General features: G+C 74.7%; 21 protein-coding genes. 15 read left to right on the top strand and 6 right to left on the bottom strand.

Annotation, left to right across the window (positions count from 1 at the left end):
• Positions 1 to 32 precede the first annotated feature (32 nt).
• The 3 genes from SOM08_RS15020 to SOM08_RS15010 all read left to right on the top strand — a co-directional run bounded on the left by SOM08_RS15020 (position 33) and on the right by SOM08_RS15010 (position 2,267).
• Complete coding sequence (locus SOM08_RS15020) at positions 33 to 956, top strand: class I SAM-dependent methyltransferase (protein WP_116957368.1); 924 nt, start codon at positions 33 to 35, stop codon at positions 954 to 956.
• A complete protein-coding gene (locus SOM08_RS15015; protein ID WP_322469229.1) occupies positions 953 to 1,705 on the top strand; it encodes an FkbM family methyltransferase in 753 nt (250 codons plus the stop codon). Before SOM08_RS15020 ends, SOM08_RS15015 begins: the two co-directional genes overlap by 4 nt.
• Positions 1,706 to 1,817: 112 nt before the next feature.
• Positions 1,818 to 2,267, top strand: a complete 450-nt coding sequence (locus tag SOM08_RS15010) for a hypothetical protein (RefSeq protein ID WP_220377546.1) — start codon at positions 1,818 to 1,820, stop codon at positions 2,265 to 2,267.
• Positions 2,268 to 2,275: 8 nt separating this feature from the next.
• Here SOM08_RS15010 and SOM08_RS15005 read toward each other — a convergent pair whose 3' ends face one another.
• Both SOM08_RS15005 and SOM08_RS15000 read right to left on the bottom strand, forming a co-directional pair.
• Positions 2,276 to 3,271, bottom strand: a complete 996-nt coding sequence (locus tag SOM08_RS15005) for a formylglycine-generating enzyme family protein (protein ID WP_116957366.1) — start codon at positions 3,269 to 3,271, stop codon at positions 2,276 to 2,278.
• 21 nt (positions 3,272 to 3,292) lie between these two features.
• On the bottom strand, positions 3,293 to 4,069 hold the full coding sequence (locus SOM08_RS15000) for a hypothetical protein (protein ID WP_322469228.1): 777 nt from the start codon (positions 4,067 to 4,069) through the stop codon (positions 3,293 to 3,295).
• A gap of 158 nt (positions 4,070 to 4,227) precedes the next feature.
• Here SOM08_RS15000 and SOM08_RS14995 point away from each other — a divergent pair, with 158 nt between their 5' ends.
• The 3 genes from SOM08_RS14995 to mtlD all read left to right on the top strand — a co-directional run bounded on the left by SOM08_RS14995 (position 4,228) and on the right by mtlD (position 7,108).
• Positions 4,228 to 4,371: a hypothetical protein gene (locus tag SOM08_RS14995; RefSeq protein WP_322469227.1), complete on the top strand. Its 144-nt coding sequence runs from the start codon at positions 4,228 to 4,230 to the stop codon at positions 4,369 to 4,371.
• A 24-nt stretch (positions 4,372 to 4,395) separates the two neighbouring features.
• Positions 4,396 to 4,596 (top strand): hypothetical protein, encoded by a 201-nt coding sequence (locus tag SOM08_RS14990; RefSeq protein WP_322469226.1) that lies wholly within the window; start codon positions 4,396 to 4,398, stop codon positions 4,594 to 4,596.
• A 406-nt stretch (positions 4,597 to 5,002) separates the two neighbouring features.
• Complete coding sequence (gene mtlD, locus SOM08_RS14985) at positions 5,003 to 7,108, top strand: bifunctional mannitol-1-phosphate dehydrogenase/phosphatase (RefSeq protein WP_416186965.1); 2,106 nt, start codon at positions 5,003 to 5,005, stop codon at positions 7,106 to 7,108.
• 62 nt (positions 7,109 to 7,170) lie between these two features.
• Here mtlD and SOM08_RS14980 read toward each other — a convergent pair whose 3' ends face one another.
• Together SOM08_RS14980 and SOM08_RS14975 are read right to left on the bottom strand one after the other, a co-directional pair.
• A complete protein-coding gene (locus SOM08_RS14980) occupies positions 7,171 to 7,707 on the bottom strand; it encodes a YceI family protein (RefSeq protein ID WP_322469224.1) in 537 nt (178 codons plus the stop codon).
• Between the two features lie 109 nt (positions 7,708 to 7,816).
• Positions 7,817 to 8,608, bottom strand: a complete 792-nt coding sequence (locus tag SOM08_RS14975; RefSeq protein ID WP_322469223.1) for a CDP-alcohol phosphatidyltransferase family protein — start codon at positions 8,606 to 8,608, stop codon at positions 7,817 to 7,819.
• Between the two features lie 261 nt (positions 8,609 to 8,869).
• Between SOM08_RS14975 and SOM08_RS14970 the strand changes: the two genes are divergently transcribed.
• Genes SOM08_RS14970 through SOM08_RS14940 form a run of 7 tightly spaced genes read left to right on the top strand, consistent with a single transcriptional unit; the run spans position 8,870 to position 12,115 of the window.
• Entirely contained in the window at positions 8,870 to 9,604 is a 735-nt protein-coding gene (locus SOM08_RS14970) for a zinc-binding alcohol dehydrogenase (RefSeq protein WP_322469222.1), read from the top strand.
• A complete protein-coding gene (locus SOM08_RS14965; RefSeq protein ID WP_322469221.1) occupies positions 9,538 to 9,729 on the top strand; it encodes a hypothetical protein in 192 nt (63 codons plus the stop codon). The genes SOM08_RS14970 and SOM08_RS14965 overlap by 67 nt, the downstream gene beginning before the upstream one ends.
• A 22-nt stretch (positions 9,730 to 9,751) precedes the next feature.
• Entirely contained in the window at positions 9,752 to 10,177 is a 426-nt protein-coding gene (locus SOM08_RS14960) for a 6-pyruvoyl trahydropterin synthase family protein (protein WP_116957361.1), read from the top strand.
• 12 nt (positions 10,178 to 10,189) lie between these two features.
• Positions 10,190 to 10,918 carry a glycosyltransferase gene (locus tag SOM08_RS14955; protein WP_322469220.1) on the top strand — a complete coding sequence of 243 codons (729 nt, stop codon included), beginning with the start codon at positions 10,190 to 10,192 and terminating at the stop codon, positions 10,916 to 10,918.
• Positions 10,804 to 11,268, top strand: a complete 465-nt coding sequence (locus SOM08_RS14950; RefSeq protein ID WP_416187018.1) for a glycosyltransferase family 4 protein — start codon at positions 10,804 to 10,806, stop codon at positions 11,266 to 11,268. The genes SOM08_RS14955 and SOM08_RS14950 overlap by 115 nt, the downstream gene beginning before the upstream one ends.
• Positions 11,265 to 11,405 carry a hypothetical protein gene (locus SOM08_RS14945; RefSeq protein ID WP_322469218.1) on the top strand — a complete coding sequence of 47 codons (141 nt, stop codon included), beginning with the start codon at positions 11,265 to 11,267 and terminating at the stop codon, positions 11,403 to 11,405. Before SOM08_RS14950 ends, SOM08_RS14945 begins: the two co-directional genes overlap by 4 nt.
• Entirely contained in the window at positions 11,402 to 12,115 is a 714-nt protein-coding gene (locus tag SOM08_RS14940) for a class I SAM-dependent methyltransferase (protein WP_322469217.1), read from the top strand. Before SOM08_RS14945 ends, SOM08_RS14940 begins: the two co-directional genes overlap by 4 nt.
• A 3-nt stretch (positions 12,116 to 12,118) precedes the next feature.
• Here SOM08_RS14940 and SOM08_RS14935 read toward each other — a convergent pair whose 3' ends face one another.
• Both SOM08_RS14935 and SOM08_RS14930 read right to left on the bottom strand, forming a co-directional pair.
• A complete protein-coding gene (locus tag SOM08_RS14935) occupies positions 12,119 to 13,060 on the bottom strand; it encodes a RibD family protein (protein WP_322469216.1) in 942 nt (313 codons plus the stop codon).
• Between the two features lie 70 nt (positions 13,061 to 13,130).
• Positions 13,131 to 14,033, bottom strand: a complete 903-nt coding sequence (locus SOM08_RS14930) for a hypothetical protein (protein ID WP_322469215.1) — start codon at positions 14,031 to 14,033, stop codon at positions 13,131 to 13,133.
• A gap of 208 nt (positions 14,034 to 14,241) precedes the next feature.
• Between SOM08_RS14930 and SOM08_RS14925 the strand changes: the two genes are divergently transcribed.
• The gene (locus tag SOM08_RS14925) at positions 14,242 to 14,703 is read left to right on the top strand and encodes a MarR family winged helix-turn-helix transcriptional regulator (protein ID WP_116957356.1); all 462 of its coding nucleotides are present in this window, start codon (positions 14,242 to 14,244) and stop codon (positions 14,701 to 14,703) included.
• Positions 14,704 to 14,830: 127 nt separating this feature from the next.
• Positions 14,831 to 15,820 carry a Bug family tripartite tricarboxylate transporter substrate binding protein gene (locus SOM08_RS14920; RefSeq protein ID WP_116957355.1) on the top strand — a complete coding sequence of 330 codons (990 nt, stop codon included), beginning with the start codon at positions 14,831 to 14,833 and terminating at the stop codon, positions 15,818 to 15,820.
• Positions 15,821 to 15,865: the final 45 nt, after the last annotated feature.

The raw sequence follows: 15,865 nt of genomic DNA, 5'->3' as shown, positions 1-15,865 counted from the left end.
CCCGGCCGATGCCGGCCCCAGAATGCCGCCCCATGCAAGCCCTGCTCGACGCCATCGCGACGATGGCCCTTCCCCTCGACGCCCAGCGCGTCTTCCATGGCCGGGGCGGCCTCCACCCCGGCTGCGAACACCTGGCGCTGGACGCCTTCCCGCCCGCGCTGCTGCTCACGTCCTTCCAAGCGCTCGACGAGGCCGCGCTGGCCGCCGTGGGCGAGGCCCTGGCCGCGCGCTGGCGCGAACTCACCGACGCCCCCCTGAGCTGGGTGTATCAGTGCCGCGGCCACGGCGCCACCACGCGCCTCATGGCCGGGTCCCTGCCCGAGCCGCACGTGGTCACCGAGGCCGGCGCGCGCTACCTCGTGCACCTGCTGCGCGGCCAGAACCACGGCCTGTTCCTGGACATGGCCGAGGGCCGGCGCTGGGTGCGCGAGCGCGTGCAAGGCGGCGACCGCGTGCTGAACCTGTTCGCCTACACCTGCGCCTTCTCGGTGGTCGCGCTGCAGGCCGGGGCCAGCGAGGTGGTCAACGTGGACATGGCCGCCGGCGCGCTGGCCACGGGCCGCGCCAACCACGGGCTGAACGGCTTGCAGGCCGGCGCCCGGTTCCTGGCCCACGACATCTTCAGCTCCTGGGGCAAGCTCACGCGCGGCGGGCCATACGACCTCGTCATCTGCGACCCGCCCAGTTTTCAGAAGGGCAGCTTCGTCGCCACCAAGGACTACGCCCGACTGGCCCGGCGCCTGCCGTCGCTGCTGGCCCCGGGCGGGCAGGCGCTGCTGTGCCTGAACGCGCCGGAGCTGGGCGTGGCGTTCCTGCGCGAGGCGGTGGAGTTGAACGCGCCGGGGCTGGCCTTCGTGGAGCGCGTGGCCAACCCGGCGGCGTTCCAGGACGTGTCGGCGCAGCGCAGCCTCAAGGTGCTGGCCTATCGGCGCGACGGAGTGGACGCCCGCCCATGAACTGGCCCGCCACCCTCGGCCTGCTGCGCTCCCTGCTGATCTACCGCGCCATTCCCTGGCGTGGCGCGCAGCTGCGGCGCTTCTACCGCCGCTTCGTGCCGGCGGGCGGCCTGGCCTTCGACGTCGGCGCGCACCTGGGCAACCGCGTGGCGGCGTTCCGCTCGCTGGGCGCGCGCGTGGTGGCGCTGGAGCCGCAGCCGGATTTCGCGCGGCGGCTGCGCCGGCGTTTCGCCGGCGACGGATCGGTGGCCGTGCTCGAACAGGCCCTGGGTCGCGCGGCGGGCCAGGCGCGGCTGATGGCCAGCCCGCGCACGCCCACGGTGGCCACGCTCTCGCCTCACTTCGTCGCACGGGCCGGCGCGGCGCCGTCGTTCCGGGGCGTGCGCTGGACGCCCGGGCCGCGGGTCGAGGTGGGTACCCTGGACGCGCTCATCGCGCGCTACGGCCTGCCGGACTTCGTGAAGATCGACGTGGAAGGCTTCGAACTGGAGGTGCTGCTGGGCCTGAGCCAGCCGCTGCCGGCCCTGTCCTTCGAGTTCGTGCCGGCGGTGCGCGAGGTGGCGCTGGGCTGCATCGATCGGCTGGAGGCCTTGGCCGGGGAGGGGGGCTACCGCTACGCGGTCTCCCTGGGCGAACGGCAGCGCCTGCTGCGGCCGGACGGGGATGGGGCCGAGGCGATGCGCGACTGGCTGCGCAGGCTGCCGGCGAACGCCCGCTCGGGTGATGTGTACGCCTGGCGGGTGCGGTAGCGGGGCCGTCGCCCGCGGCCGGGGCGACGGGTGGCGGACCGGGGTCTCGACTAGGATGGCCGCCCTCGGCCAGAACCTACGGGCCCTGTTCGGCCAGGCCCGGCACCCCCGCATGAACCAACTCACCACCCGCCAAACCACGGTCACGCTCGACGACGGCTCGCGCCACGCGGCGCTGGAGCTGCTGATCGACGGCGAAAGCCTGATCGAGGCCGTGCGCCGGTACGAGCAGCCCATGGCCCAGGCCGAAGGGCACCCGGGCCTGGCGGCGGCCTACGTGTGGCCGGTGCCGCCCGCGCGGCAATGGGCCGCGCTGCGGCAAGGGGCGGCCGACGCCGACGACAAGCGGGCCCTGCTCGAATGCGCCTGTGGCGAACCGGGCTGCTGGCCGCTGCTGGCCACCGTCACCGTGGGGCCCGTCCGGGTCATCTGGTCGGGGTTCGAGCAACCGCACCGGCGCGCGGGCTCGGCCGCCGGGCACTGGGACTACGGCGGCTTCGGGCCGTTCGTGTTCGAGCGGGCGGCGTACGACGCGGCGCTGCAGGCGGCGGCGGGGGCCTGAGGCCCGGCTCAGCGCTTCGGCTCCCTCACCAGGCGAATCCCCACCAGCGTGTACCGCGTCTGCACGGTGTTCCAGTTGCGGAACCCGCAGCGCGCGTACAGCGGCCAGGTGTGCCAGGAGCCACCGCGCCGCACCTTGACGCTGCCATCGGCCGGACCCTGGGGGTCGTCGGTGGGGGAGCGCGCGTAGTAGTCCTCGCCGTACCAGTCCGACACCCATTCCCACACATTGCCGTGCAGGTCGTACAGGCCGAAGGCGTTGGGGGCGTAGCGGCCCACGGGGGCGGTGAAGGCGTGGCCGTCGTGGCCGGGCAGGGCGCGCGCGCGCCAGGCGGGCCAGTTCGCGGCGGCGTCTGCGTCGAAGGTGTTGCCCACGCGGACCAGGCCCGCCGGGTCGTCGCCGTGCTGGTAGCGGCCCGTGCCGCCGGCGCGGCAGGCGTATTCCCATTCGGCCTCGGTGGGCAGGCGGTAGGTCCGGCCCTCCTGTTGCGTCAGCCAGCGGGCCAGGGCGGTGGCGTCGTTCCAGGTGACGTTGACCACGGGGTGGTCGTCGCCTTGCGCGAAGCCGGGGTTCTGCCAGGAGTAGCGCGGCGAACGGCCCTCGAAGGCGTCGCGCCGGGGGGTGGTGGCGGGGTCGTAGGCGGGGTTGTAGCCATACCCCCCGGTGCCGTCGGCGATGGATTCGGGCACATGGCCCGAGCGCTGGAGGAAGGCGCGGAACTGGCCCACCGTGACTTCGTGGCGGGCCATCTCGAAAGGCCGGGTGATGCGCACGCGGTGCACCGGCGCTTCGTCGGACAGGCCCTCGAAGCGGGACGGCTCCAGGCCGGGGTAGCTGGCCGCGAGCCTGGACGCCGGCTCGTCGCTGCCCATCGAGAACTCGCCCGCCGGCACCCGCACGAAGGCGATGCCCAGGGTGTCGCTGGCGGGCGGCGGCGCGGCGCAGGCGGCCAGCAGCAAGGGCAGGGCCGGCAAGGCCAGAGGGGGCATGCATCGGTGCGGCATGGCTTGTCCGTTTGGGTGGATTCAGTGGGGTTCGGCCCGGCCATCGAAGGCCAGCAGCAGCCAGCGCGTCAGGTCGTGCATCGCGCCCAGCGCCGGTCCCTGCGGCTGCAGGCCGGGCGTGAAGCCCAGGGCCTGGAACCGCCGGGCCAGCGTGGCGTCGCTGGTGATGAGGTGCACCGGCACGTCCCAAGGGGCGTCCCGCCCCGCCACGCCACCGGGCGGCTGGTGGTCGCCGACGACGATCAGCACCAGTCGCTGGCCGGCCGTGCGCTCGAGGTGGCGCGCCAGCCACCGGAACTGGTAGCGCAGGCCCTCGGGATAGCCCGCGCCGGCCGACACGCCCGCGGGGTCCGTGGGCGGGCCGCGCAGCGGATCGTCCAGCAGCGCCGGCAGTGGCTGGAACGGCGCGTGCGTGCTGACCGTGGGGAACACCGCGAACACCGGCCGGCGCGTGGCCGGCGGCGCGCTCAGCTCCTGTTCGTGCAGCAGCGCCATGGCCACCTGGTCGGGGATGCGCCAGTAGCCGATGTCCGGGCCGCGGTAGCCCAGGTGGGCGTCGTCGGCGAAGCGCTCGAAGCCGTAGAAGGCGCCCTCGGGCCAGGGGCGCTTGATGCCGGGCATCCAGCCCACCGTTCGGTAGCCGTGCCGCGCGAAGTGGCTCACCAGCGTCGGCCGCTGGCTGGTCATCAGCAGGTTGTGGCGCGCCGGGTCGGTGATGGCCAGGCCCGACAGCAGGCTGGCGTGCGACAGCCACGAGGCGCCGCCGAAGGTGGCCGCGCGCACGCGGGCCGACAGCACGCGCCGCCCGCTGGCGTCGATGGCGGCCTGCAGTCGCGCGCGCCGGCGCCAGCGCGCGCGACAGGGCCGCGTCGTCCAGTGCGACGGCGCCGTAGGACTCCGCGAACAGCAGCAGCACGTCGGCCGGGCCGCCCGCGCCTTGCAGCGATTGCAGGTCGGTGTCGAAGGCCGGACCGGTGCCCAGCGCGGCCTCGCCGCGCCCAGGCCCCAGCACCTGGGCGAACAGCGTGGCCTGGTTCCACAGCGTGGGCGCGAGCGGCAGCGAGAAGAACCAGCGCGTGTCGCGCTGGCCGGGCACATAGGCGGCGAAGCACAGGCTCAGCGCGGTGGCCGACAGCAGGCTGCCGCGCCGCAGCGCCGGCCAGGCGCTCAGCGCCTGCGACAGCGCGCCGATGGCCCAGCGCGCCAGCGCCAGCAGCAGGGCCGCGCCCAGCGCCACGGCCAGCGCCGCGACGGCCAGCTGCCACGCCGGCCAGGACCGCGCCGCCAGCTCCACCAGATCGAGCGCGAACCGGCCGTCCCAGTAGAGGTTGACCGGCCGGCCCAACATGGCGGGCGCGGTCACGTCGGCGTAGCGCGCCGCCGCCAGGGCCACGGCGCCCAGCGCCAGCGCTTGGGTCGCGCGCGCCGTGGGGGCGCCGCGCCAGGCCACCCAGGCCGCCAGCAGCGCCAGGCCCAGGCAGAGCTCGAAGGACAGGCGCGGCATGAAACGCACGCCCAGGCCGGGCCAGCGGTTCTCGAAGGTCAGCAAGGTATTGAGCAGCACAAACGCCAGTGCGGCTCGGCCCGCGGTGGCGGCCGTCATGGGGCTGCCTTCCCGCTTGCTTCACAATGGCCGGTTTTTTTTCCCGCCCCCAGACAGCAGAAAGGACCTGGATGCTTCAATTCAAGAACAAGACGATCGATACCGCCATTTTCGATATGGATGGGACCATGTTCGACACAGAGCGACTGAGGTTCCGCACCCTGTCGCAGGCCGCCGAAGAACTGTTCGGCAAGCCTTTCACCGAGGAGGTGCTCGTGGGCTCGCTGGGCCTGAGCGCCACCAAGGCTGAAGAACTTGCCAAACAGCACTATGGAGCGGCGTTTCCGTACGCCGACATCCGCCGCCGCGCCGACGAGCTGGAACTGCAGCATGTGCGCACGCACGGCGTGCCGGTCAAGCCCGGGCTGCTGCCGGTGCTGGAGCGCCTGCGCAAGTCGGGGCTGAAGATGGCGGTGGCCACCTCCAGCCGGCGCGCCATCGCCGAGGAATACCTCATCAACGCGAACATCTTCAAGTACTTCGACCTCTGCGTCTGCGGCGACGAGGTGAAGCAGGGCAAGCCGCACCCGGAGATCTTCCTGCGCGCCGCCGAGGCCCTGAACAGCCCGCCCGAGCGTTGCCTGATGTTGGAGGACTCCGAGAACGGCCTGCGCTCCGCGGCCGACGCCGGCGGCCTGGCCATCCTGGTCGAGGACATCAAGCCGCCGCGGCCGGAGGTGGCCGAGCGGGCCTTCGCGCGCTACGCCAGCCTGCGCGGCTTCCTGCAGGAGCTGGCGGCCTGCACGCCCAGGCTGCCCATGCCGGCCCTCACCGAGCCCTTTCCTCAGGCGGTCAACCAGCTCAAGGCCGGCATCCACGGCTTCGGCGCCATGGGCGGCGGCTACCTGGCGCAGGTGTTCTCGCACTGGGACGGCTACACCCGGCCGGGCGAGATCATCGCCTCCACCGGCAACGCGCTGCTGCGCGACGCCGTCAACGCCTTCGGCAAGTACAGCGTGCGCTACGGCAGCCTGGCCTTTGACCAGACCATCCAGCGCATGCGCCTGGTGGACGCGGCCGACGACGCCGCCGTCGCCGGCATGTACCGCGACTGCGAGATCGTGGCCCTGTGCCTGCCCGAACAGGCCATGGCGGCGCAGGCCCCGGTGATCGCCCGGGGCCTGGCGGAGCGCTTCGCCGCGCACGGCCGCTCGCTGACGGTGCTGGTGGTGCTGAACAAGGTGGGCGGTGCGCGCTTCGTGCAGGAGCAGGTGGCCGGCGCCCTGCGCGAGCGGCTGCCGGCGCGCCAGGCCGAGCAGGCGCTGGAACGCACGCACTTCTGCGAAACGGTGGTCACGCGCATCGTCTCCAAGCTGTCCGAGGAGGCGCTGCTGCGCCAGCTGCGCATCAAGCACGACCTGTACGAGAAGAACGTCGCCGCCGTGCGCGAGGCCGCGCTGGAGACGGCGGCGCCGGACTATGGCATCGGCGACGACCAGGCCGAGGCGATCTCGCCCATCGTCAGCACCCTGCGCGACGCCGGCGCCCCGGCCAGCGCCCTGGCGCCGCTGCACCTGATTCTGTTCAACAGCGAAACCGACATGCCGCTGTACGCGCAGCGGGGGGGCGAGCTGCTGGAGCACCTGCGCCAGATCGACACCGTGGACGACATCGGCGAGGTCCAGGCGCTCAAGAACCGGCTGTGGAACGGCACGCACGCCATCATTGCCTGGTACGCGGCCCTGCTGGGCTACCCCACCATCGGCCACGCCATGGGCGATGTGCGGGTGCAGGCCCTGATGGACCACCTGCTGGACGTGGAGCTCGCCCCCGCGCTCAGGGCCGCGTTTCCCGCGCTGGGGCCGCACCTGCCGGAATTCGTGCACACCTTCCGCCGCCGCTGCGCCCACGCCTTCAAGGACCCCTGCGCGCGCGTGGGCCGCGACCCGCTGCGCAAGCTGCAGCGCGACGAGCGGGTCTTCGGCAGCCTGGCCATGGCCCTGGCCCACGGCGTGCCGGCGTCGGGCCTGGCCTTCGGCGCGGCGCTGGCCGTGTGGTACGCGCTGCACCACCCCAATGCCCTGGAGGACGGCGAGTGCCGCACGATCCGCGAGATCCATGCGCGGGAAGGTTCGCTGCGCGGGGTGCTGTGCTGGCGGGGCGAGTACCACGGCCAGGCCTTCGCCGGGCTGGACGCCGGCCGCGACGCGGCCCTGCTGGACGCGGTGCAGGCCCACTTCAACCGCCTGCTGGCCGAGGGTGAGGCCTATCTCTCGGCGCCCGCCCTGGCCTGATCGCCCGGCGCGCGCGAACGCCCGACCGGCCGGTGGCGCGCGCCGCCGACCGGGCCGGGCCTTCACTGGCGCACCGCCTCGAACTCGATGATCAGCGGCACCTCGTCGCCCACCCAGCCGTTGGCCACCGCGTAGTTCATGCCGTAGGCGCTGCGCTTGAAGCTGCCGCGCGCCGACACGCCCATGGTGTAGGGCTTGCGGCCCGGCCCGCCCAGGGGCGACTCGGCGCTCTTGTTCCAGGTGGCCTGCAGGGTGAGCGGCAGGGCCTTGCCCAACAGCTCCAGTTGGCCGGCGATCTCGAACTGGCGCTCGCCGGTGCGCCTGGCGCCACTGGCGGTGAAGACCATGCGCGGGAATTCGCCGCTGTTGAGGAAGTCCGGGCCCTTGAGGTGCTCGTCGCGCTTGCGCTGGTTGGTGAACACGCTGGCGGTCTCCACCTCGATGCGCACGTCCGTCAGTGCCCCGCTGGCCTCGTCGAAGCGGTAGCTGCCGCGCGCGGAGCGGAACAGGCCCAGCACCTTGGCATAGCCGATGTGCTCGACCAGGAAGGCGATGGTGATGTGGTCGGGGTCGAGCTCGTAGCGGGCGGCCTGGGCCATTGCGGCGGTGGGCGGGAGCAGCAGCGCAGCGGCCAGGGCGGCGCCGGCGGCCAGCAGGCGGCGGCGCGGGCGGGGGACCAGAGGGACCAGAGGGGCGAGGGGGCGGGGTTCATGCGCGGGTCTCCGGGGCGGCGGCGCGCTGGCGCGCCAGGTCGACGATGTCGGTGCCGAACGAGGCCGCGAGCAGCAGCAGGGCCGCCGCCGCCAGCGCCGAGGCCAGTGGCGCCGGCACGCTGGGCCCCAGGCAGACGATGAGCGCGGTGATCTGCGCCACGCACACCGCCTGGCGGCGCACGCTGGGCCGCAGCGGTCCGCCCAGCCAAGGCCAGCACGCGGCGGCGGCCACGAAGGCGTAGCGCATCAGGCCCGAGGCCAGCACCCAGGGCCCCGCCTGGCCGGCCTGCCAGACCAGGGCGCTGAGCGCCAGCAGGAAGGCCGCGTCGGTCTCCATGTCGAAGCGCGCGCCGAAGGGGCTGGCCAGGCCCTGGCGGCGGGCGAGGGCGCCGTCCAGCGCGTCCAGCAGCGCGACCGTGGTCGCCAGGGCGATCAGCGCCCAGCCACCGACCGGCAGGGCCGAGGGCGGGGCGGCGGGCACGGCCTCGCCCAGCAGCGCGGCCACCAGCGCCATGCCGGCCAGGCGGCCCAGCGTGACGCGGTTGGCCGCACCGAAGCGGCGGTGCGGGTGGCCGCCCAGGGCCAGGCCGCGCCACACCAGCGCGGCGCCCAGGGCGTAGGCCAGCAGGGCCTTGAGCGGGTAGTCCAGGCCCAGGCCACCCCACAGGCCCAGGCCACCGGCCGCCAGCAGCAGCGCCAGCCCCGCGCCGGCCAGGGCGCGGGCGGCCTGCTGCCGCAGGGCCGGGTCCGGGGCCGGCGGGGCGAGGGTCGCGGCGGCGGGGTTCATGGCGTTGGCGCGAGGGGGCCTAAGATGGCTGGCTGGCGAACCCTGAGGTTCCTCGTCTTGGCCTGCGCGCGCAAGCCCTGTTTCCCCGCCCCCTGGCTCGATCCGGCCGAACCCGTCCGCCCGACCCCTTGAACCCCACCACCGTCCACACCGCCACAGCCCAGGCCTGCTGGATCACCGGGCCCTCGCGCGCCGAGATCCGCGCGCAGGCCCTGCCCGTCCTGAGCGAAGGCGAGGTGCGCGTGCGCGCCCTGCAGCGGCGTGAGCCGGGGCACCGAGACCCTGGTGTTCCGCGGCGAGGTGCCCGCCAGCGAGGCCCGGCGCATGCGCGCGCCTTTCCAGGTCGGCGAGTTTCCGGCGCCGGTGAAGTACGGCTACGTGAGCGTGGGCGTGGTCGAGGCCGGCCCGGCGCACCTGCGGGGCCGCGCCGTGTTCTGCCTGCACCCTCACCAGACGCTCTACCAGGTGCCCGCCAGCGCCGTGGCGCCGCTGCCCGAGGGCGTGCCGCCCGCGCGCGCGGTGCTCGCGGCCAACCTGGAGACCGCCATCAACGCCCTGTGGGACGCCGCGCCGCGCGTGGGCGATCGCATCAGCGTGGTGGGTGGCGGCACCCTCGGCCTGCTGGTGGCCTGGCTGGCGGCGCGCCTGCCAGGCTGCGAGGTGCAGGTGGTGGACACCGCGCCCGCGCGCGCCGAGGTGGCGCGCGCGCTCGGCGCCGGCTTCGCCCTGCCCGGGGCCGCTCGGCCCGAGGCCGATCTGGTCATCCACGCCAGCGGCCAGCCCGACGGCCTGGCCACCGCCCTGGGCCTGGCCGGCTTCGAGGCCACGGTGCTGGAACTGAGCTGGTACGGCACCCGCGCGGTGCCGCTGCCGCTGGGCCAGGGTTTCACGCGCAGCGGCTCACGCTGCGCAGCTCCCAGGTGGGGCAGGTGGCCACCGCGCAGCGCGCGCGCTGGAACCACGCGCGCCGGCTGGGGCTGGCGCTGTCCCTGCTGACCGACCCGGTGCTGGACCGACTCATCACCCACCGGGCGCGCTTCGACGAGCTGCCCCAGGTGCTGGCGCGCCTGGCCGGCGGCGACAGCGAGACCCTGTGCCAGCGCATCGACTACCCCGACTGACCCCCACCCCCGACCCCACCGCATGTTCACGCTCACCGTCCGAGACCATTTCATGATCGCGCACAGCTTCCGCGGCGCGGTCTTTGGCCCCGCGCAGGCCTTGCATGGCGCCACCTACGTGGTGGACCTGGCCCTGCGCCGCCCGGCGCTGGACCCGGATGGCCTGGTGGTCGACATCGGCCTGGCCACGCAGCTGCTGCGCGAAGAGCTGGCGCGGCTGAACTTCCGCAACCTCGACGAGGCGCCCGAGTTCGCCGGCCGCAACACCACCACCGAGTTCCTGGCGCACGCCCTGTTCGAGCGGCTGGCGGCGCGCATTGCCGCAGGCGCGCTGGGCCCGCACGCGGTGCCGGGCAGCGCCACGGGCGGGCTGACGGCGATGCGCGTGACGCTGAACGAATCGCATGTGGCCAGGGCCTCGTACGAGGCGGCGCTGCCCGCCGCCTGAGGGCCTCCGCGCATGCCCGCCGCGCGCCACTGCCGGCTGCTGATCCCGGGCGACTGGCGCACGCTCACCGGTGGCTACCGGTACGACCGGCGGCTGGTCGAGTCGCTGCGCGCGCGCGCATCGGTCGAGTGGCTGCGCCTCGACGGCGCCTGGCCCCGGCCCGACGAGGCCAGCCTGGCCGAAGCGCGCCGCGCCATCGCCGCTCTGCCCGATGGCGAGTGCGTGGTGGCCGATGGCCTGGCCTTCGGCGCCCTGGGCGAGGTGGTGGCGCCGCACGCACGGCGGCTGCGCTGGCTGGCGCTGGTGCACCACCCGCTGCACCTGGAAACCGGCCTGGACGCGGCCGCCGCCCAGGCGCTGCGCGAGCGCGAAAGCGCGGCCCTGCGGCACGCCCGCTGGGTGGTGGCGGTGAGCGGGCAGACCGCGCGGGACGTGGCCGAGCTGGGCGTGCCGCCGGACCGCATCACGGTGGTGGAACCGGGCAACGATGCCGTGGCCGTCCCGGGCGAGCCGGGCCACGCCGGCGCGCAAGGCGGCGGCCTGCAGCTGCTCTGCGTCGCCACGCTCACCCCGCGCAAGGCGCATGCCGTGCTGCTGGACGCGCTGTCCGGCCTGCTGGCGCTCGACTGGACCCTGCACTGCGTGGGCAGCGCCGCCCGCGACCCGGCGCTGGCCGCCGCGCTGCACGCGCGCACCGCGGGCGCCCGCTGGCGGGGCGGGTGCACTGGCACGGCGAGCTGAGCGCCGAGGCGCTGCAGGCGCGCTACGCCAGCGCCGACCTGTTCGTGCTGGCCTCGCTGCACGAGGGCTTCGGCATGGTCGTCAACGAGGCCCTGGCGCACGGCCTGCCCATCGTGGCCAGCCGCGCGGGCGCGCTCGCGCACACCGTGCCGGCGGGGGCGGGCCTGCTGGTGCCGCCCGGCGACGCGGGCGCTTGGCGGGCCGCGCTGGCCACGGCCATGGCCGATCGGGCCCTGCGCCAACGCTGGGCCGAGGCCGCGCGACAGGCCGCGCGGGCCTTGCCGTCCTGGGACCAGCAGGCCGCGCGCTTCGAGTCCGTGCTCGACCGCGTGCAGGGGCTGGCGCCGTGAAAACCCGCGGCGCGCGTTTCGATGCCGGCTGGCTCGCGCTGCGCGAACCCTTCGACGCTGCCGCGCGCGACACGGCCGCCGCGCGGCTGCTGCCGCCCCTGCTCGCGCGCCGGCCGCCACCGGCCCCTGGCGCGTGATCGACCTCGGCTGCGGCACGGGCGCCAACCTGCGCTGGCTGGCGCCGCGCCTGGGTGGGGCGCAGCAGTGGCTGGTGGTCGACCACGACGCCGCGCTGCTGCGGCAATGGGCGTCGTGGCCCGGTTTCGACACGATCGCCGGCGAGCGGCTGCGATGGCGGGGTGGCGGCGTGGAGGTCGTGCGCCGGCGTGCCGACCTCGCGCGCGATCTGCCCACGCTGCCCTGGCGCGCGGCCCACCTGGTCACGGCTTCGGCCCTGCTCGATCTGGTGGGGGCCGACTGGCTGGAGCAACTGGCCGCGCTGGCGTCGGCGGCCCGCGTGCCGCTGCTGCTGTCGCTCAGCGTGGACGGCCACCACCACTGGGGTCCGGCGGACGCGGACGATGGCGCCATCCAGCGCCTCTTCGCCGCCCACCAACAAGGCGACAAGGGCTTCGGCCCCGCGCTGGGCGCGCGGGCGGTGCCGCGGCTGGCCGCGTGCCTGCGCCAGAAGGGCTACCGCGTGCGGCTCGCACGCAGCGACTGGCGCATCGGGCGCGACGGCCTGGCCCTGCAGCGCGCGCTGATCGACGGCATGGCGCAAGCCGCCGCCGAGCAGGCCCCCTCGCAGGCGGCGCGGGTGGCGGCGTGGCGGCAGCGCCGCCTGGCGCTGGCGGCCACGGGACGCGTGCGCGTGGGGCACCTGGAGCTGCTGGCGGTGCCGGCGTAGCGCTCAGCCCAGCGCGGCGAGGTCCAGATCCCAGAGCATGTCGTCGCCCAGCACCACCAGGCGCGCGGGCGGGCGGGGGCATTCCGCCATCACCTCGCGCGCGGGCACGCGCAGGCCGCGTCGGCCGTCGCCCACCAGCACGGGCGCCACCGACAGGTGCAGCCGTTGCAGGGCGCCGGCCGCGAAGAAGCGCGACACCGTGACGCCGCCACCTTCCACGAAGAGCACGCGCAGGCCGCGTTCGGCCAGGGCGGCGAGCAGGCGTTGCGCGTCGTGGCCGCGCGCTTCGTCGGGCCCCGTGCTCAGTCCGGCCACGGGCAGCACCTCGGCGCCGGACGCGCCGCGGCCCAGGCGCTCGTGCGCCCGGGCCGCGTGGCGCGCGTCGCACAGCCACAGCGTGGGGGACTGGCCATCGCGCAGCGCGCGCGACGTGCCGTCGAGCCGGGCCTCGGGGTCCAGCAGCACGCGCACCGGGTTCGGACCGGGCACGCGGCGCGTGGTGAGCTGGGGGTTGTCGATGGCCACGGTGCCGGCGCCCACCAGCACCGCGTCGCAGAGCGCGCGCAGGCGGTGCAGGTGCACCAGGCTGTGCGCCCCGTTCACGTAGTAGGAGTCGCCCGTCGCCGTGGCCACGAAGCCGTCCAGGCTCTGGCCCATCTGGGCCACCACCCAGGGCGAGCCCCGGGCGGCGCGCGCGTCGAGCAAGGGTTTGTAAAGATCGAAAAGGGCGGCGGCGCGGGCGCTCACCGGGCCCCGGATGCACCAGCCGCCGTCCGCCCGCCAGGCCAGCGTGGCGCGCCGGGACGCCGGCACCGCGCGGCCCTCGCGCGCCGCCAGCACCTGCTCCCACAGGGCTGGCCAGTCGGCCGGCACGTCCGACAGCGCGGCCGAGCCGGGATCGTTGGGGGCTGGGGCGGGGCGCGCGGACCGGGGGCTGGACGGCATGCGGCCATCATCTCATCGGGATCGCCGAACGCCTACCCAGGGCCGGCCCCGATGGCGGCGCGGGCACCGCTCACCAGCGCGGCGTGTAGTAGGGGTCGTCGCCGGCCGCGCCGGCGCCCGCATCGCCCGGCCACATGGTCTGCCAGCCCAGCGCGGCCAGCACGGGAATGGCCGCCAGCAGCGCCACCACCAGCGGCCGCCAGCGCCAGTGCCGCGCGGCCCCGGCCCGGCGGGCCAGCCACCAGGGCGCCGTGAGCGCGAGCAGCAGCAGGGCCGGTACGCCCGCCGGCACCTGCCCGCTGAGCAGGTTGAGGCAGAGCAGGACCAGGGCGGAGCTGGCCAGCGGCATCAGTGCGGCGGCGCCCACGCGCACCCCCGCGCGTGGCCCGATCCAGGCCCACAGGCCCAGCACGGCGGTGGCGACGGCCGCCATCAGCGCCAGCTGCGCGAGCAACAGCGAGCCCGCCACGACCGCCATGCCCACCAGGCCCAGCAGCAGCACCGCCAAGGCCCCGGCCGAGCCGGCCGCCGCCGTGGGCTCAGCGCCCGGCGCTTCGGTGGACCAGGCCGACACGCCCAGCGCCAGCGCGCCGCCTCCGGCCGCCAGCAACAGGCGCAGCGGCGCGCCCATTCCCAGCAGCCAGGCCGAGGCGGCCCCCCACACCAGCGCCGCCAGCAGCCAGGGCCGCAGCGGATGGTGGCGGGCGGCGGCGCGCGCGCTGGCCAGGGCCGGCACCATGGCCAGCAAGCTCGCCAGCACCACCCAGGGGAGCTTGTGCGCCTGGGTGGTGGCCGGCCAGTTCAGGCCGGGCCAGGCCGCCAGGGCCAGCACCAGGCCCAGCGCTGCGCCCAGCGAGACCCAGGGCCCGCGCGCCTGGCCCCACCCCGCGCGCAACGCGCCCAGGCAGGCCAGGCTCAGGAGGGCCGGCAGCAGCAGGCTCTGGAAGGCGGGGTGGTAGACGAAGCTGGCCATCGCGGTTGGGCGGGACCGGGGGTCGCCATCATCCCACCGGCCCGCGCAGGCGCAAGGCCGGGCCGATCGCCGCGAGCTTGGAAGCGGCTGAGGCATGGGGTGTGGACAATCTCCCCGGGCGTTTGGCTGAAGGCCGTTCTGTTTGTCAATTCTGATTGACAAATGAAGCGGCTCTGCCAAGCTCACCCGCCGAGCCCCGAGGAGCCCCATGCCCAAGACCCCGCCCACCACCCCGCACAAGCAGTTGCTGCGCCATCTGCTGATGGCCCGGTCCGACTGGATGGAAGCGCGCGTGGTGCAGGGGGCGCACCTGGAGGGCTACCCGCAGCTGACCACCGCCATGAACCGCCTGTTCGCGCAGTTGGGCGGGCGCCCGCTGGGGCTGTCGGAACTGGCGCGGCGACTGGGCGTGTCGCGCCAGGCGGTGCACAAGCTTGCGCTGGAGGCCGAGCGTCTGGGGCTGGTGGAGTTCGTGCCAAGCGAGGAGGACGGTCGCGTCAAGCTGCTGCGCTTCTCGCAGAAGGGCTGGCGCATGTCCGAGGAGGCGGCCGCCGCCTTCGTGCGCATGGAAGAAGAACTGGCCCGCCACATCGGCCAGGACAACGTGGAGGAGCTGCGCCGCATCCTGGCCTTGCCCTGGCCGGAACGGGCCGCGCCTGAAAGCGATTGACGGGCGACTAGGGAAAGCCCTGGCGCCGAAGCGACCAGGGCGGGTTGACGCGTCCGGTTGACGGTTTGAGAATCCATTACGTCAACCTAGGTTGACAAAATAAGCCCATCCAACCGGAGACAAACCCATGCCCCTTCACCGCCGCCACCTCCTCGGTGCCGCCGGCGCCGGCCTGCTGCTGGGCGCCACCCCCCTGGCCCGCGCGCAGGCCGCCGACACCGTGCGCATCTTCGTTGGCTTCCCCGCCGGCACCACGCCCGACACCCTGGCCCGCAAGGTGGGCGAGAAGCTGGTGCAGGCCGGCCACGCCAAGGCCGTGGTGGTGGAAAACCGCGCCGGCGCGGGCGGTCAGCTCGGCGTGACCGCGCTCAAGGGGGCGCCGGCCGACGGCAGCCAGCTGCTGCTCACGCCCATGTCCATGCTGGGTGTCTACCCCTTCACCTACAAGAAGCTGCCCTACGACCCGGCGGCCGACGTGACGCCGGTGAGCCTGGGCGCCCGCTTCGACTACGGCATCGCCGTGGGCCCTGGCGTGCCGGACAGCGTGAAGGACATCCCCGGCCTCATGGCCTGGTTCAAGGCGAACCCGGGCAAGGCCAACATCGGCTCGCCGGCCACCGGCTCCACGCTGCACTTCACCGCCGTGACGCTGGGTCGCGCGGCGGGCGTGGAGGTCACGCACGTGGGTTACCGGGGCTCCACGCCGGCGCTGCAGGACCTCATCGGCGGCAGCCTGCCTGCGCTGTGCTCGCCGCTGGGCACCTTCCTCAGCCACATGACGCCCAACAGCAAGCTGCGCCTGCTGGCCAGCTCGGGCGCCAGGCGCAGCCGCTTTTCGCCGCAGGTGCCCACGCTGGCGGAGCAGGGCTTCAAGGACCTGGTCTTCGACGAGTGGTATGGCTTCTACCTGCCCGCCAAGGCGCCCGACGAGGCGGTGCGCCGCCTCAACGCGGCACTGCACGAGGCGCTCAAGGCGCCCGAGGTGATCGAGACCCTGCACAGCGCGGGCATGGAGTCCAGCCCTTCGACGCCCTCGGAATTGGCCGCCGCGCTGCAACGCGACATCAAAATCTGGGGGCCGATCGTCAAGTCCATCGGGTTCACGGCGGACAGCTGAGCGGCACCACCCCTCACCACCCGGGCGCACCGCACGCCCGGGGCC

Source organism: Hydrogenophaga sp. SNF1, assembly GCF_034421675.1.
GTDB classification, from domain to species: domain Bacteria; phylum Pseudomonadota; class Gammaproteobacteria; order Burkholderiales; family Burkholderiaceae_C; genus Hydrogenophaga; species Hydrogenophaga borbori.
This window is presented reverse-complemented; position numbering and strand designations above follow the sequence as displayed.